Here is a 15,678-nt window from a genome sequence, read left to right on the forward strand (position 1 = left end):
GCTCCTCGCAATGACGGGGTTGGGAGTAACTGCGCTTCGACGTTCGCGTGGGCGGCCCCTGACGGCGGACGGGGCGACGGGCGGTCGTCGCCCGCGCCGGCCGCATCGCGGCCATGCGGCCGGGCGCCGCCATTTGATCCGGTCGGACCGATCGCCTACAGCCCCTCCATGGAAGCGGCCGGACCAAAGTTGCGCATCTTCGTCGACGCCGACGCCTGTCCGGTGAAGGACGAGGTCTACCGTGTCGCGGCCCGTTACGGGCTGACGGTTTTCGTTGTCGCAAACAGCCCGATCGCGGTCCCGCGTGCGCCGGATATCGAGCGGGTGGTGGTCGGAACGGGACCGGACGCCGCGGACGACTGGATCGCCGAGCGGGCCGGGGCGGACGCGATCGTCGTCACCTCCGACGTTCCGCTGGCGAGCCGATGCGTGAAAGCGGGCGCCGACGTCTTGGCGCCGAACGGAAAGCGCTTCAGCGAAAGCTCGATCGGCATGGCGCTGGCGACGCGCGACCTGATGGACCACCTGCGCTCGACCGGGCAGACGACATCGGGGCCCAAGGCCTTCGGCCAGCGCGATCGTTCCCATTTCCTGAGTGCGCTCGACAACGCGGTCGTGCGACTGAGGCGTTCGGCGATGACGCGTCGCTCATGACGCCGTCCGCCGGCGCTGCGATTGCGCCGGCGGGTCCGGACGGCGAACGAGAAGCCCGGCGCTCCCCGGCCCGCCGGGCTGTCCGATCGATCCGCGGTCGTCGCCACCCGTCCTCAAAGATCGACAACGACGTCGCCGACCGGGCGCGAACAGCAGATCAGAAGGTTGCCGGGCGCCGGCAGGTCGAGCGGCCGAGGCTGGTAGTCGACCTCGCCCGAGACGAGACCGCTCTCGCAGGTGTGGCAGACGCCGGTTCGACACGCCCAGCGCGCCGGGACGTCGCACGCCTCGGCCAGTTCGAGGACGCTTGCGTAGGCCGACGGATTCCAGCGGGCGGCTACGCCGCTGCGCGCGAACGAGACGAGGGGACCGGTTTCGAAGCCCGCCGGCGGCGGATGCGGAGACTTCCTCACAGCGCCGACGACGCCCGGCGTCAGCGATTCGCCGCCGTCGAAGGTCTCAAGCCGAACGCGGTCCGGGCGAACTCCGAACTGCGACAGCGCCGCCCTCATGTCCGCCATGAAACGGCCCGGACCGCACAGGTAGACGTCGGCGTCCGGCGTCAGACCGACTGTCTCGAACGCCGAGGAGGAGAGATGGCCCGCGGCGTCGAAGTCCGCTCCGAGCCGGTCGTCGGCCTCGGGCCGGCTGAAGCAGACGTAGCTGCGGCCGTGCGCCAGACGCGAGAGAAGGCTTCGAACTTCGGCAGCGAACGGAAAGTGCTTTCCGTCGCGTGCGGCGTGCAGCCACAGCACGGGACGGCTCGAACCCGCCGACGCGAGGGCGTGAAGCATCGCCAGGACCGGCGTCGCTCCGACCCCGGCGCTGAGAAGCGCAATCGGCCCTTCGCCCGGCTGCAGGATGAAGGTCCCGCGCGGCGCGCTGACTTCGACGCTGTCGCCTGCCCGCACCTGGTCCCCGAGATACGCGCCCCCCACGCCGTTGGGCTCGATCTTCACGCTGATCCGATAGCGATCCGTCGAGACGGGCCCCGACAGCGAGTAGCTGCGAGTGAGCGGCGCGCCGCCGACGCGCGGTCGAAGGCGCAGCACGACGTACTGGCCGGGCAGCGCCTGCGGCAGCGGTTCGCCGGGGCGCCCGTGCAGCGTCAGCGACACGACGTCGGCCGATTCCCGCTCGATCGCCATCACCGTCAGCGGCCGGAAGCCGGGCGCGGCCGGGCGACCGGCCGACGCGGGCGCCAGTCCGGCATTGCCGTCCGACCGACTGTTCAGCAACTTGACGAACGACGCGCGCCAGCCGGGCGAGAGCGCAGGCGTCTGCGCCGCGCGTTCCAGCCGGTCGCGCGGATGTCGAGGGGAATAGAGCAGCGCGTTGACCTCGGCTATCGACATCCGCGTCTCGCCCTCCGCGACTTTCACGATCGCGTCGCCGGCGCCGACCTCCCCCTCCTTCACGACACGGAAATAGAATCCCGGCCGCCCGCTGGACGTGAGCAGCGCCGGCATGCGCGGCTCGTTCATGCGAATGCCGACGCGATAGCAGGTGACCCTGGGCGCCGCGACCTCGAACACGGCGCTCCCGATCGCATAGCGATCGCCGATGCAGACGCCGTCGTCGGGCAAGTCTTCAACGGTGAAGTTCTCGCCGAACTGCCCGTAGACGAAGTCGGACCGAGCGAGCTCCCCCTGCCAGAAGCGGTAGGACTCGATCTGATAGACCAGCGCCGCGCGATGCTCGCCGCCGTGCCCGGCGAGATCCCCCTGACCGTCTCCCTCGACAGTCAACCGACCGACACGACGACGTCCGGGCGCTGGCGCTTTCCAGACGCCGGTGCGCACCGTCATGCCTCTCCACGCAACATCGCGCGGCAGGCCGACATTGACCGACAGCAGTTTCGCCATGGCGTCAGCCTGTAGCTCGCGCCCGACGCCGGAGCATACGCCCGGCGACGAGCAATCCCGACCGTCGTCGCGTGCGCGGCAGCCTCGTTCGGCCCTTGTGCAGGCGGCCGTTCCGGCGATCGCGCAGGCCTCAGCCACACATTAGACGATCGGCTTGTCGACACTATGGTGCGATCCTGCTCCTTCCCGGCATGCGGCGTCGCCGCCTTCGCCGCAGCGGGAGTCGATCGAAGACGGGAACGGCCGAACCCCATCGGACGAGGGAAGCGCAGCGCGAGCCCCTGCACAGGCGCCTCGATACGCCCTACGGGCGAGACTTAGCTGGAAAACTGAAGCATGAGAATCTTATATTGCAGATTTTACGAAAAACCGGTATCCTCCGCACATGACGCAACCATGCCTGAGCACAGCCTTTTCTGCGGCTTCCGCCGGATACGCGGCGCGTCTCGCGCACCCGGGCGGCGGGACGCCGCCCCTCCCGGGGCGCGCCCTGTCCGCTCCTCGCACACAACCAGCTCGCGAGTTACGATGGGAAGGAACTGCCGAGCCTTGGCGCGCGCCCTGGGAGGGTGCGCGTCTCGCGCACCCCGGCGGCGAGACGCCGCCGCTCCCGTTGAGCGCCGTGACCGCCGCTGGTACGCCGGGCTTGGGTGTCGCGATGGGAAGTAGCTCCCAACCCCGTCATTGCGAGGAGCAAAGCGACGAAGCAACCCATGCCGCCGCTTGCCTCCTGCGGAAAAAATCGCTCCGTCTTCTGCTCGCAACCAAGGGCGGCTGGACGACCAGAGGGCGCGACAGCGGCCCAGCGGCCCTGGATCGCTTCGCTTCGCTCGCGATGACGGCGCTGTTGGCCACCGGCTTGGGAGTTACGATGGGAACCTTATCCGCGCGCAACGTCTTGAAAAGCCACAAAACGCGAGACGCCGGCTCTGCCCTGATTGGGCGTCGTCCTGGTTCGACGCCCTCCCGCGCGTGCCGGAAGGACGACGAGGCCGGGGGGATCGCCGACATGACGACGCGGGGCGTCGCGGTCGCCCGGAAATTCTTCTGCAAGGCGCTGAAAAGGCTCGAAACCGGCCCGGAAATGACTGGACCCGGTTCGGACCCTCGCGCTTTGCCCGAGGATCACGTTCCGCCACAGCGACGACCGGAGCGGACCGCCGCTTTCGCGGCCGCCTGTGTGATGGGCCCAGCGACGAAGCGTCCGGCGGAATGGCGCCGCCTTCGGTCCCCAATGACGTCGCTCCCCGAGCGCGTCTCAGAAGGGACTCTCGCCCGGAAAATCCGCTGCAAAGCGTTGAAAAGGCTCGAAACCGGCTCGGCGAGGGCCGCCTTGCCGGATCCAGCAAGGCCGCCCGCGGGTTGCGACGGCGCCTACAGCACCACCACCGGCGTGCCGACATGGACGCGGTTGTAGAGGTCGATCACATCGAGGTCGCGCATGCGGATGCAGCCCGACGACACGGCCTGCCCGATCTCCGACGGCTCGTTGGTGCCGTGGATGCGATAGAGCGTATCGGTGTTGCCCTGGAACAGATAGAGCGCGCGGGCGCCGAGCGGGTTGTCCCAGCGGCCCTCGAGCGGCCCGTGCTGCTTGTAGACCTGAAATTGTGGCCAGCGCTCCATGATCGAAGCGGTCGGCATCCAGGTCGGCCATTCCTTCATCGCGCCGACGGTCGCGCGCCCGGTCCAGCCGGCGGCCTCGGAGCCGGTCGCCACCCGGTACTGGATCGCCTGGTTGTTGGGCAGGACGTAATAGAGGTACTTCGGTCCGGAATCGACGATGATCGTGCCGGGCTTCTCTTTCGTCTGGTACTCGACGATGTTGCGCACGACCGGGATGTTCTTCTCGTCCGGCTCGGCGAGCGCCATCATCTGCCGGTCGCGGTCGCTCAGCTTCGGGTCGGGGAGGCCCGATTGCAGCACCGACTGGCAGCCGCTCGCCAAGGCGGCGATCCCCAGCGCCGCACACAGAAAGAGCCCGTTCGTCTTCATGCCGACCCCGTTCGCCATCGATTAACGCTTCGCTTACCGTAAATGGAAACGGTTTAGCGAAAGTTACCACGCCCCTGCGCTCAAACCGGCCTTAACCAAAACCGCCCGGCTTGGCTAGGCCGAATCCATCACATTTCCGCGCTTTTTCCGCCGTGATGTCATGGCGCCACGCTTCCTGCGAACGCTTGCGGGAGAAGCGGACCGACCCTGACGGTCCAGCAAAAGCTGCTTCGCATAACGCGAAAGATTGATAGGAGGTTCCAGAAACCCGCGAAGCCGAGAGAGGACGACGATGACGAAAGACTGGCCCGAGCGACTCGTCCTGGTGGGGGCGGGCAAGATGGGCGGCGCCATGGCGGCCGGCTGGCTCGCCGGCGGCCTGCCGGCCTCGTCCCTGACCATCCTCGAGCCGAATCCGTCCGACGCCATCGCCCGGCTCGCCGCCGATACCGGCGCGGCGCTGAACCCGCCCGAACCGCGCGGGGCGGACGTGCTCGCGCTCGCGATCAAGCCCCAGGCCCTCGACGCCGTCGCGCCGCAGGTCGTCCCGCTGGCCGGCGCGGACACGCTCGTCCTGTCGATCCTCGCCGGCAAGACGATCGCCAATCTCCGCGAGCGGTTCCCGGGCGTCCGGTCGGTCGTGCGCGCCATGCCCAATACGCCGGCGGCGATCGGGCGAGGGGTGACCGCGGCGTACCCGAGCCCCGAGGTCACGGACGAGCAGCGACGATGGACCGAGCGGCTGCTCGGCGCCGTCGGCGTCTTCCACTGGCTCGACGAGGAGGGGGCGATCGACGTGGTGACGGCGATCTCGGGCGGCGGTCCGGCCTATGTGTTCGCCCTCACCGAGGCTCTGGCCAAGGCCGCCGAAGCGCTCGGCCTGGCCCCGGACCTGGCGATGAGCCTCGCGCGCGGCACCGTCGAGGGCGCCGGGGAACTGATGCGCCGCGAGCGCGAAACGCCGCCTTCGGTGCTGCGCCGCAACGTCACGTCGCCTGGCGGCACCACCGCGGCGGCGCTCGCAGTGCTGCATGCGGACGACGGTCTCCATCCGCTGATGGAGCGGGCCGCCCGCGCGGCGCACGCCCAGGCGGGGAAGATGGCGGGCTAGGCGCCGCCGTCCCTCCGGCCGAACCCGGACGGCCGAATGTCACAATGCGTATTTCCTGAGCTTGGCGTGCAGGCTCTGGCGGCTGATGCCCAGGCTCTCGGCGGCCAGGGTCCGGTTTCCCCCCGATCTCGCCAGGGCTTCCGACAAGCGCTGGCGCTCGATAGCCTCCACCGAGGAGCGGACCGCCTTTCCAAGCGACGATCCGGACGGGTCCGGCGGCGAGGCCCCTGCCGCGGCGTCGGCAAGGGCCTCGCGAACGATCAGCGCGAAGGCGTTCGGACGATCGTCGCGATCGCCGGCGGCGAAGATGTCGACCTCGGCGGTCCCGCCACGCTCGCCCATCACGGTGGCGCGCATGGATTGGACGACGCCGCGCTGCTCGATGCGGTCGAGGATTCGCCGAAGGCCTCCTCCCGGCAGGGAGAGCCAGCGGTTCGCGCTCTTCCCCAGCACCGCAGTCTCGAACTCGGCCTGGACGAGGTCGAGAAACGCGTGATTCGCCGATCTGACGACGCCGTTCCGATCGACGACGAGAAAGGCCTGCGGCAAGCGGCGGACGAGGGACTCGAGCGACCAGGCCGGCGGTTCGCCGGACGACGCCGTCTCGAAGCCGGAATCGGTCAGCCGGCTCACCTGCAGCAGATAGAACGTCCCCGCTTCGCTCGTCAGCGTCGAGGCGCGCAGGCTCAGCGGCGCATCAGCGGCGTGGTGGAGGACGATGCGCGGCGCACGGCCCGTCATTCGCGCGGTCTCGAGCAGGCCATCGAGCGCCTTGCGATCGCGCTCCGGCAGATCGGGAAAGAACTCGGCGCCCGGAACCAGGCCGAACGCTTTCGCCGCGAGCGCATTGGACTCGACCACGCGCAAGGTCCCGACGCGCACCAACGCGACCGCCTCGGACGCGGCGTCGAGCAAGGCGCGGTAGCGGGTCTCGACCTCACGCAGCTTCCAGTAATCCTGCTCCCGCTCCAACTGAACGGCGGCGAGACGAGTCCTGAGGTCGGAGATCGCCTGGAAATTCTTCCCGATCGCGATGAAACCGGATCCCGAGGGAAGTTTGACGGTCGTGTATTCGAGCAGAATCTCGCGGCCGCTCGGCAACCGCTGGTTCACGACGAAGCTCGAAGACTCTCCTTCGCGCCGACCCAGATCGACCGCGTTCTCGACCGGCCCGGTCGCCCCGGTCAAAACCGTCTCTATCCACCTTTGGCCGAGCCAATCGTCGAGAGGCTCGTCCGAAAGCGCCTGCGATGGCACGGCCTTCCGTATCACGCCGTCGCCGTCCACGGCGAGCGTGATGTCGGCGGGGAATCGGCCAGACTCGTTCATCAGACGTCCACCAGGTCATCCGCAAGCCCGCGTCAAGGACGCTGTCTTGCCGCCCCGGCCACAGGGAAGAACCGCCCCCCGATCAAAAGTACCTTGTCTGTGGCGTCGAAGTCCAGCCTGTCGGCCTCGCCGCCCTACCGGTCCAACGCTGGCGCACCTCCTGCGGATGGCCGAGCCGCGAGCGGAGCTGTCCGCTTCGTTCGTCTCCGACCCTCGCTCGTCGGACTTGGTTTCCCGCTCCGTCGCGGATCGCCGCCGGCGCCAGGCGCACATGGGGGCAGGCTCCGGCAATTTTGTTCATCGGAAAGTCGGTACAATTTGTTTCCCCGAACAGGTATTCCGGCTACGCTGAACCTGAGGCAATGGATTGGCGCCGTCGGAGTTCGGACCGGAGCGCGGCGAAAGAGCGGCCATCGCCGGCTTCGCAGGTTGCGCGGATCAAGACATGAGGACGATCGTTTCGAGGAACCGATCGGCTCGCGGAGGCCTCGCCGCCGGCGACACGCCGCAAGCGAGATTTGGTTTCGGGTCCATCGGCAACCAGTCTTTTGGCATCACTCGGGAGACGATCATGGCGACCAAGGCAAAGAGCGAGGCCAAGCCGGCCGATTCTCGGGGAAAGATCGTCGATGCGTTGATGACGCTCGCCGGCGAGCGTCGTTTCGAGGACATCTCGATTCGCGAGATTTGCCGGGAGGCGGGAGTGACGCTCGCCGACTTCCGCGACTCCTTCTCTTCCAAGGGAGCGGTTCTGGCTCACCTTTCGCGGCGCATCGACCGGGCCGTGCTGGCCCAGGGTGTCGAGGAACTCGGCGACGAGGGCGCCCGCGAGCGAATGTTCGACATTCTCATGCGCCGGCTCGAGGAGATGGCGCCGTACCGCGAGGGCCTGCGGGAGACGAACGCCTGGTTGAGGCGCGATCCGAGCGCCGCGTTGGCGATGAACCTGGTCGTGCTCGGGTCGATGCGTTTCATGCTCGAGGCGGCGGACATTGATCTCGAGGGCGGCGCCGCGGGCGCGATCAAGCTTCAGGGCCTGGCGCTGGCATGGGCGCGAATCGTCGGAGTCTGGCTCGACGACGAGGACCCCGGCCTGTCGAAGACGATGGCGGAACTCGACCGTGAACTCACGCGGGGCGAACGGGCAGTCGCCAGAGTCGACCGCCTCAACGAGATCGCGGCGCCTTTCCGGGCGCTCGCTCACGCCGCCTTCGACGCCCGCCGCCGGATGCGCGAACGTCCGCATCGCGCCGGTTCGGAGCGGGAGGCCGGCGGCATCGGCGACGATGAAGCGCCGCCGGTCTGAACTCGCCGAGCGGCCCGAGGCCAAGGGCGACGGGCCCCCGCCGACCGATCAAAGTTGAGCGATCGGCTTGACGATTCGATCGCCACGAGACGCTAAAACGGTCTCGAGATCGCCTTTTCACAGCGCCTTAACCACGGGCGTTAGGCTTTCTGCGAAGAAACCGGAGCGATACTTCCCGCGTGGTCGAACAACATGCGGACAAATGATCGTGAACTCGCTGCCCAGGCCCTCGGAATGCTTGTCGATCGAGACCCGTGATCCGCGTTCCGACGACCGCCGCCGGATTGTGGAAGTAGGGCGGGAGGCGGTGACTATTCGCCGCGCGGTCGCGGGCGTATCGATGACGATCCGCCTGTCATGCCGGGCGTATCGCGGCGTGGCGTTGCGGATCGGTGCGCTCGAGTGCGGCCGCTTCCATTACGAGGTGAAGCTGACCCACAGCGACCCAGACCTGTCCATCGTGCTCGGCGCGGGCGACGACCTCGCTGCGATGGAAGCCCAATGGCTAGAATGGGTCGATTGTCTCGGCTTGCCGGCGCTCGCGGGCCGGAGCGAGGCGTCGGAGGCGCGTGTGAACGTACCTCGCGTCGCCCTCGCCTGCCGGACGCCGCACCCCCGGCGGAGAGGCGCCGCGCTGACTTCGCGCCGTCCCCGCCTCCGGAAACGCCGCGCCAATGGCCGTCGCCTCAAGACCGATGTCGTCGATGACGACCCGATCATTCTCTCTCCGGGTTGGGAGGATCGCTGAGGCGGCGACGAACCTCGGGCCGCTTCAAGCGGCCAGGTCGATACGCAGGGCGGGCGCCGTCGGAAGCAGGAAATAGACGCCGCGCTCGATCGATTGGGCAAGATCGCCTTCGAACTCGGCGGTCAGGAGTCCCAGCGCGTCCGCGACGGCGGCGAGGCCGATGTCGCGATACATGCGGGTCAGCAAGGAGCCGACCCCGTTGCGCCGGCCTGCCGCTTCGGGGATCGCGTCAAAGTCGTGCCGCATCGCCGTCCGCCCTCCTCCGGAGGTCCCTGGCGCTCTGTTCGTGCGCCTGTCGTACGAGAATGAGCGAAATCCGTTAAGGGGGGATTAACGGATGCGCGCAAGGCGTCCGGGTCACGCCTCAGGGGCAGGAGATCGCAGTGCCGCTCACCGTATCGGGCCGATTCACCGGCGTTCTGTTCGACAAGGACGGGACGCTCATCGACTTCAACGCGACATGGGGCCCCGCGGTCTACGCGATGATCCGCGCGCTGGCCGACGGCGATCCGGCTTTGATGCAGGCGCAGGCCGAGGCGCTGCAGTTCACGATCGACACTCGGCAGTTTCTCGACTCCTCCCCGCTCGTGGCCGGTTCGACGGCGGACTACGGTCTGCCTTGGGCGCAGGCCTTGGGACGCACGGATCTCGCGGCTCTGAAAGCCGAGATCGACGCCCTGTCTGCGGTCGAATCGCTGCGGGCGCTCACGCCGATCACGGAGACGCCGGCCGTCTTTTCGGCCCTGAGCGCGATGGGTCTGCGGCTCGGCGTTGCGACCAACGACTCCGAAGCCAGCGCCCGCCGCCAGATCGAGGCGTTGGGGGTCGGTTCGTTCGTCGATTTCGTCGCGGGCTACGACTCCGGCCATGGGGGCAAGCCGGATCCGGGCATGGTGCTCGCTTTCGCCGAATGTCTCGGGACTTCCGCCTCCAGGGTCGTGGTGGTCGGCGACTCCCTGCACGACCTCTCGGCGGCGAAGGCGGCTGGCTCCACTTCTGTCGCCGTCTTGTCCGGGCCCGCGCAGCGGGCTGCGCTCGCGCCTTACGCCGATCATGTCATCGCGCACATCGGCCACTTGCCAGCGCTCCTGGCCGACCTCGAGACTGCGGAATAGTCGAAGGCCATGCGGCCGAATGTCTCGAACGACCGGTGCGTCGCGCGTTGCCTCGCGCGGCCATTTGACGGTAGGTGAGGCGTTCCGTGGCCGGCGCCGGAGGTTCGGCCCTTGATGGCTCCCGATAGTCTCACGTTCCTCGGCGGGCTCCTCCTCGGACTCGCCAGCAGCCTGCATTGCGCCGGGATGTGCGGCGCGATCGCGTCGACCCTGATGTTTGCCTTCGCCTCCGGGGAGACCGAGGCGGATCGCGCGCGCGCGTTGATCGCCGCGCACGCCGGGCGAATCGTCGTGTATGTCGCCGGCGGGGCGATCCTGGGCGCCGTCGGCTCGACGCTGTACGGCGCCTTCGATCACGCCGGCGCCTATCTCGCCATGCGCTGGGCGGCCGCGGTCGCCCTCGGCTGGATCGGGCTTTCCGTCGCCGGCTTCGCTCCGTCGCTCGCGATCGTCGACCGTGTCGCAGCGCCGATCGCCGGTAGGCTCCGATTCGCCTCCGCAAGCCCCGCCCAGGGAGCGTCGGGCGCGTTCGCTTCGGGATTGATCTGGGGGCTCCTGCCCTGCGGCATGGTTTACGGCGCGTTGTTCTACGCCATGCTGACCGGCGACTTCTGGCGCGGCGCCATGGTGATGGCCGGCTTCGGGCTTGGAACGCTCCCCTCGGTGACGGCGGTCGCGCTCGGGCTGTCCCGGTTTCGACGCCTTGCCCAGACGCCCAACGCGCGCGTCGCCGTCGGCCTCGGCATCATGGCGATCGCGGCAGCCAGCATCGCCGTCCCTGCGATGGCGGTCGCCGGATTCTGCCTGAACTGACAATCGGCTCATGAATGGCTCATTTCCCCTCGCCTTCGGTTTGGCGGTATAAGCCGTCCGGCGGCGCGCATGCGCGTCGAGGCCGCGGAGACGGACAACGATGCGTCGGGCCGCTATGTGGGCGGGCGTTTTTGCGCTGGCGGCCGTAGCGGCGGGAGCCGCCCGCTGGCCGGTTGCGCCCGCTCGTGTGGTCGAGAGCTTGAACGAGGCGTTCGGGCGGTCGCCCCTGTTGACCTGGAGCGCCCCTCAGGCGGCGACGTTCAGCGTCTTTCCCTGGCCCAGCCTTCGCCTCGTCGACGCGAGACTGGACAATGATCTGGGTGAAAACCTCGTGTCTGCGCCGGAAGCGCGCGTCGATCTGTCCATCGTCGCACTTCTGCGCGGCCAGATCGCGCCCGCCGGCGTGACCCTGACGGCGCCGACGATCCTGCTGGACCTCGATCGGACGCCGTTCGCGGGCAGTCTCGACCCCGCGGGGGCGGCGCTCGCGATCAGTCGTTTCGCGCCGCTCGGCAGCGTCAGCTTCACCGATGCGGTGATGCGGGTCACGAGCCGAAAGCGACAACTGGACACCGTGATCAAGAGCCTGCAGGGACACGTCGATGGCCTCGCCCTCGGCGCGCCTCTGAGCGTGGAGTTGTCCGCCCTGTGGCGCGACGTGCCTCTGACAGCGTCGGGCTCGCTGGACGATCCCCGTCGCGCGACCTTGGGAAAGCCGGCGGCCCTCAGGGTTTCGGTCGCCTCGTCGCTGGGCGAGTTCACGTTCGTCGGGGCGTTGACGGCCGGCGCCGCGCCGGGCGCGGCCGGCGATCTTTCGGCCTCTTCCCACGCGCTGCCACAGGTGGCGCGGCTATTCGGCGCGTCCCGGCTGTCGGCGACGGGGATTTCGGACATCGCCATCGCGGGCAAGGTCCGGATCGCCCCGGGCGACATGGTCTTCGACGACGCGCGGGTGACGAGCGGCGGCCAGACCCTGCAGGGCGCGCTGCGTCTGGCTCGGGGCGACGGCCGGGTCACGGTGTCGGGCTCGCTGGACGCCGGGCGGCTGGCGCTCGCGCCGTTGTCGGGGCCGGCGGCGGCGCTGCTCGCGCCGGACGGGCGCTGGAGCGAAAGACCCTTGCCGTTTTCGCTTCCTCGCGACGTCGACCTCGATTTGCGGCTGTCCGCGGGGGCGCTCGATATCTACGGGGTGAGTTTCGAGAACGTCGCGGCGTCGGCTTTGCTGAAGGACGGAGACCTCACCGCGAACATCGTCGACGCGACCGCCTATGGCGGGCGGTGGCAGGGCGACCTGCGCCTGATCAGCGACGCCGGTTTCCGCCTCGCGATGCACGGAAAGCTCGCAGGGGCGGACGTCAAGGCTTTCGGGGCCGAATTCGGCTGGCCGGACGTGTCGGGCGACGCCAACGCCGAGCTCGCAGTGGAGACGGCCGGCCGTTCGCCGGCGGAACTGATCGCCGGCCTTCGCGGCAGGGCGTCGATCTCGATCGAAGACGGAGTCGTGTCCGGCGTCAATCTGGAGGAGGCCTTGCGCCGAAGCCAGCGCCGCCCCCTCGATCTGGCGAAGGACATGAGGAGCGGCGGAACCGCCTTCGAGCGGGCGACTTTCAACGTTCTCATCGCCGACGGCGTCGCCAGGCTCGTCGACGGCGCGCTCGTCGCCCAGGGGCTCAGGGCGGATTTGCGGGGCGCGGTCGATCTCGGCGATCTCAGCTTGCGCCTGCGCATGGATGCGGCGCAGTCGGACCCAACGGGCGCTTCGCCGCCCGGCGCCGCGCGCTTGAGCCTCGACATCAACGGGCCCTGGGCGAACCCGACGGTCCAGACCGCCGACCAGACCGACGGCGACGACCCGGGCTCGGCCACGCCTTCGCCGTGACGTCTTCGCCGACCGAGGGCGCGCCAGCGGCCCGACGCAAAAAAGGCCAGGATGGGAATCCCGGCCGCTCTTGGATGAGCCAACTTTACGCCGGCAAGCCACCTCGATCCGCGTACTCTCGTCGATGTGGCCCGATTTCCTCGGGTCCGTCACGCGTCGAGATCATCTACTGGACTTCGTATCGCGTGATGGAGCGAGAATAGGTGTTGCCCCCCGTTCCGGTCAACGCGACGGGATGACGCAGCCGAACGCCCGCTGCGCGTTTGACAGCGCCGAGGATTGCTCGAATAGAGGCGCCGTGCCGAGCCTGGGAGACCTTCCGTGACAACTTCGCCGCTTTTCGTGCTGGGCACCCGTGGCTCGCCGCTCGCGCTCGCCCAGGCCAACGAGACCCGGCGCCTGCTCGCCGAGGCGCACGGCTGGGCGGAAGAACACATCGAGCTGCGCATCATCCGCACCAGCGGCGACGCGATCCAGGACCGACCGCTCGCCGAAGCGGGCGGCAAGGGCCTGTTCACCAAGGAGATCGACATCGCCCTGCTCGCCGGCGAGATCGACGCGGCCGTTCACTCGGCCAAGGATCTGCCGACCCTCATCCCGGACGGGATCGCGCTCGCCGGCTTTCTGCCCCGCGAGGACGTGCGCGACGCCTTGATCTCCTCCTTCGCCGACACGATCGAGGGCCTGCCGCAGGGCGCGACGCTGGGCGCCGCCTCGCTGCGGCGTCAGGCGCAGGCGCTCCGGCTTCGGCCCGACCTGAAGCCGGAACTCTTGCGCGGCAACGTCGAGACGCGGCTGCGCAAGGCGGAGTCGGGCGCGATCGGGGGAACGCTGCTCGCCATGGCGGGGCTGAAGCGGCTCGGCCTCGCCCATCGCGCCCGGGCGCCGCTCGGCCTCGACGCCTTCACGCCGGCTGTCGGACAGGGGGCGATCGCCTTGACCGCCCGTAGCGACGACGCGAGGGCGCTTGACGCGCTCGCCCCGATCACGCACGCTCCCACTTACGCCGAGCTTGCCGCCGAGCGGGCCTTCCTGGCCGTGCTCGAGGGCTCCTGCCGGACGCCGATCGCCGGCCTCGCCCGATTCGCCGAAGGGCGAATCAGGTTCCGCGGCGAGGTGCTCAGGACAGACGGTTCGGAGCGCTTCGAGATCGAGGCGGAGGCGGCCGCAGCCGACGCCGCCCGGCTCGGGGCGGACGCGGGCAGGACGCTCGGGGCGCGGCTCCCGGCCGGAGTCCTGCCGAGAGACTAAGCGAACGAAGCGGGGAGGAAAGCGGGCATGGAGATTGAGGCCGGCCGGATCGCGGTTCCCTCGGTCAGGGACAGGGTCTCCGCCGCGGAATGGGCCGTCCGGGTCGACCTCGCCGCCTGCTACCGGATCGTCGCGCATTACGGGTGGGACGACCTGGTCTTCACCCACATTTCCGCCCGCCTCCCGGGCGAGGACCATCACTTCCTCATCAACCCCTACGGCCTGATGTTCGAGGAGGTGACGGCGTCGAGCCTGGTCAAGGTCGACCTCGCTGGCGAGAAGGTTCTGGAGAGCCCGTTCGCGATCAACCCCGCCGGTTTCGTGATCCATTCCGCGATCCACGCCGCGCGCGAGGACGCTCAGTGCGTGCTTCACCTCCACACGCCCGCGGGCGTCGCGGTCTCCTGCCAGAAAGAGGGCCTGCTGCCGATCTCGCAGCAGTCGCTGTTCGTGCAGACGAGCCTCGGCTATCACGGCTACGAAGGGGTGGCGCTGAACGACGCGGAAAAGCCGCGGCTCGTCGCCGACTTCGGCAGGAACACGTTCCTGATCCTGCGCAATCACGGGCTGCTCACGGTCGGGGGCTCGATCGCCGACGCCTTTCTGGCGATGTTCACGCTCGAGCGGGCGTGCGAGATCCAGATCATGGCGCAGTCCGGCGGCGGGGCGCTCGTTCCCATCCCGCAGGCGATCCTCGACGGCGCCCGGGCCCAGTCGGCCCAGGTGACCCGCGGACTCGGCGGCGCGCTGGCCTGGCCGGGGATCTTGCGCAAGCTGGACAGGATCGATCCGGGCTACCGGTCGTAGCCGCGGGCGGCGGACCTGCGCTCGGGCGCGGATTGAACCTTTCCAAGGCGTTGCGGCTGTCTTTCCGGGCGGATGGAGGCAACAGCCATGGCCCTTGTTCGCGAGGAGCCGGACAGGCGGGCCCCGGAGATGCGATTCCCGCCGCCCGGGTGCGGGGACGGGCGCCTGCCGTAGCGCGGCGCGACGGCCGCTCTCGCGGCCGGCTGGCCGCCACGACGGGCGGGCGCCGCTGTGCAGGTTTGGCAGGCGACCCATTTTTTCAGGGACTTGGGCGCCCAAACCTGTCACTTTGTAACTCCCAAGCCGCCGTCATCGCGAGGAGCCAAGCGACGTGGCGGTCCAGGGGGGGCACGGCCAAGGTCCGCCGTATGCCGGACGTCGCCGCGCTGCAACGTCGGCGCAGGCGGCCCCGGATCGCCGCGTCGCCCTTCGGGCTCCTCGCGAGGACGGCGGCAAGCGTCATCAGAACGCCTCGGCGTCGACGACCGCGCACCATTCCCAAGGCGCCCCAAGGCTTGGCGGTTACGTCAGTTTGTCACTTCGGCGCCCCCAACCGGATTGTTCGCGAGCGCGCGCGCCCTTCCCGCCGCGCTGCCGATGGTTTTTGAAACTTCTCCCGACTCTCGCCCTCGCGCGCATCGCCGCCGACCTGGCGACCGACAGTTTGAACTCTAGCATGCCTTCTGATTTTCCGCAAGAAATTGTCGTGCGCTCGGTGGCATGCCTTCTCGTCACCGCGTATCGGACCGCAACGCCGAAAACGATTGGTCTCAGGCTTCCCCGTTGACGGAGAGGGCCGAACGAT

The 15,678-nt window shown here is 69.0% G+C and carries 13 protein-coding genes; 9 read left to right on the forward strand and 4 right to left on the reverse strand.

What is annotated here, in order from left to right; genetic code table 11:
- Window positions 1-168 precede the first annotated feature (168 nt).
- Entirely contained in the window at window positions 169-654 is a 486-nt protein-coding gene (locus DFR50_RS20935; protein ID WP_113891216.1) for a YaiI/YqxD family protein, read from the forward strand.
- A gap of 113 nt (window positions 655-767) precedes the next feature.
- On the opposite strand, the gene DFR50_RS20940 is transcribed toward DFR50_RS20935, so the two are convergent.
- On the reverse strand, window positions 768-2,519 hold the full coding sequence (locus DFR50_RS20940; protein WP_113891217.1) for an MOSC and FAD-binding oxidoreductase domain-containing protein: 1,752 nt from the start codon (window positions 2,517-2,519) through the stop codon (window positions 768-770).
- A gap of 1,374 nt (window positions 2,520-3,893) precedes the next feature.
- Window positions 3,894-4,532, reverse strand: coding sequence for a L,D-transpeptidase (locus tag DFR50_RS20945; protein WP_245428012.1), 639 nt, complete (start codon window positions 4,530-4,532; stop codon window positions 3,894-3,896).
- Between the two features lie 274 nt (window positions 4,533-4,806).
- Between DFR50_RS20945 and proC the strand changes: the two genes are divergently transcribed.
- A complete protein-coding gene (gene proC / locus DFR50_RS20950; protein WP_113891218.1) occupies window positions 4,807-5,625 on the forward strand; it encodes a pyrroline-5-carboxylate reductase in 819 nt (272 codons plus the stop codon).
- Between the two features lie 39 nt (window positions 5,626-5,664).
- Here the strand turns inward: proC and ppsR are convergent, their stop codons facing one another.
- A complete protein-coding gene (gene ppsR, locus DFR50_RS20955) occupies window positions 5,665-6,954 on the reverse strand; it encodes a transcriptional regulator PpsR (RefSeq protein WP_113891219.1) in 1,290 nt (429 codons plus the stop codon).
- Window positions 6,955-7,525: 571 nt separating this feature from the next.
- Here ppsR and DFR50_RS20960 point away from each other — a divergent pair.
- Window positions 7,526-8,260: a TetR/AcrR family transcriptional regulator gene (locus tag DFR50_RS20960; RefSeq protein ID WP_147262833.1), complete on the forward strand. Its 735-nt coding sequence runs from the start codon at window positions 7,526-7,528 to the stop codon at window positions 8,258-8,260.
- Between the two features lie 238 nt (window positions 8,261-8,498).
- Window positions 8,499-9,008, forward strand: coding sequence for a DUF6101 family protein (locus DFR50_RS20965; protein ID WP_147262834.1), 510 nt, complete (start codon window positions 8,499-8,501; stop codon window positions 9,006-9,008).
- A 24-nt stretch (window positions 9,009-9,032) separates the two neighbouring features.
- On the opposite strand, the gene DFR50_RS20970 is transcribed toward DFR50_RS20965, so the two are convergent.
- Window positions 9,033-9,254, reverse strand: a complete 222-nt coding sequence (locus tag DFR50_RS20970; RefSeq protein WP_113891222.1) for a hypothetical protein — start codon at window positions 9,252-9,254, stop codon at window positions 9,033-9,035.
- A 137-nt stretch (window positions 9,255-9,391) separates the two neighbouring features.
- Here DFR50_RS20970 and DFR50_RS20975 point away from each other — a divergent pair, with 137 nt between their 5' ends.
- From DFR50_RS20975 to DFR50_RS20995, 5 genes are all read left to right on the forward strand, one after another.
- The gene (locus tag DFR50_RS20975) at window positions 9,392-10,123 is read left to right on the forward strand and encodes an HAD family hydrolase (protein WP_113891223.1); all 732 of its coding nucleotides are present in this window, start codon (window positions 9,392-9,394) and stop codon (window positions 10,121-10,123) included.
- A 114-nt stretch (window positions 10,124-10,237) separates the two neighbouring features.
- A complete protein-coding gene (locus tag DFR50_RS20980; RefSeq protein ID WP_113891224.1) occupies window positions 10,238-10,936 on the forward strand; it encodes a sulfite exporter TauE/SafE family protein in 699 nt (232 codons plus the stop codon).
- A 100-nt stretch (window positions 10,937-11,036) separates the two neighbouring features.
- The gene (locus tag DFR50_RS20985; RefSeq protein WP_113891225.1) at window positions 11,037-12,815 is read left to right on the forward strand and encodes an AsmA family protein; all 1,779 of its coding nucleotides are present in this window, start codon (window positions 11,037-11,039) and stop codon (window positions 12,813-12,815) included.
- 321 nt (window positions 12,816-13,136) lie between these two features.
- Window positions 13,137-14,066 (forward strand): hydroxymethylbilane synthase, encoded by a 930-nt coding sequence (hemC, locus tag DFR50_RS20990; RefSeq protein ID WP_113891226.1) that lies wholly within the window; start codon window positions 13,137-13,139, stop codon window positions 14,064-14,066.
- A 27-nt stretch (window positions 14,067-14,093) separates the two neighbouring features.
- Window positions 14,094-14,873, forward strand: coding sequence for a class II aldolase/adducin family protein (locus DFR50_RS20995; RefSeq protein ID WP_113891227.1), 780 nt, complete (start codon window positions 14,094-14,096; stop codon window positions 14,871-14,873).
- Window positions 14,874-15,678: the final 805 nt, after the last annotated feature.

It is taken from the genome of Roseiarcus fermentans, assembly GCF_003315135.1.
GTDB lineage: Bacteria > Pseudomonadota > Alphaproteobacteria > Rhizobiales > Beijerinckiaceae > Roseiarcus > Roseiarcus fermentans.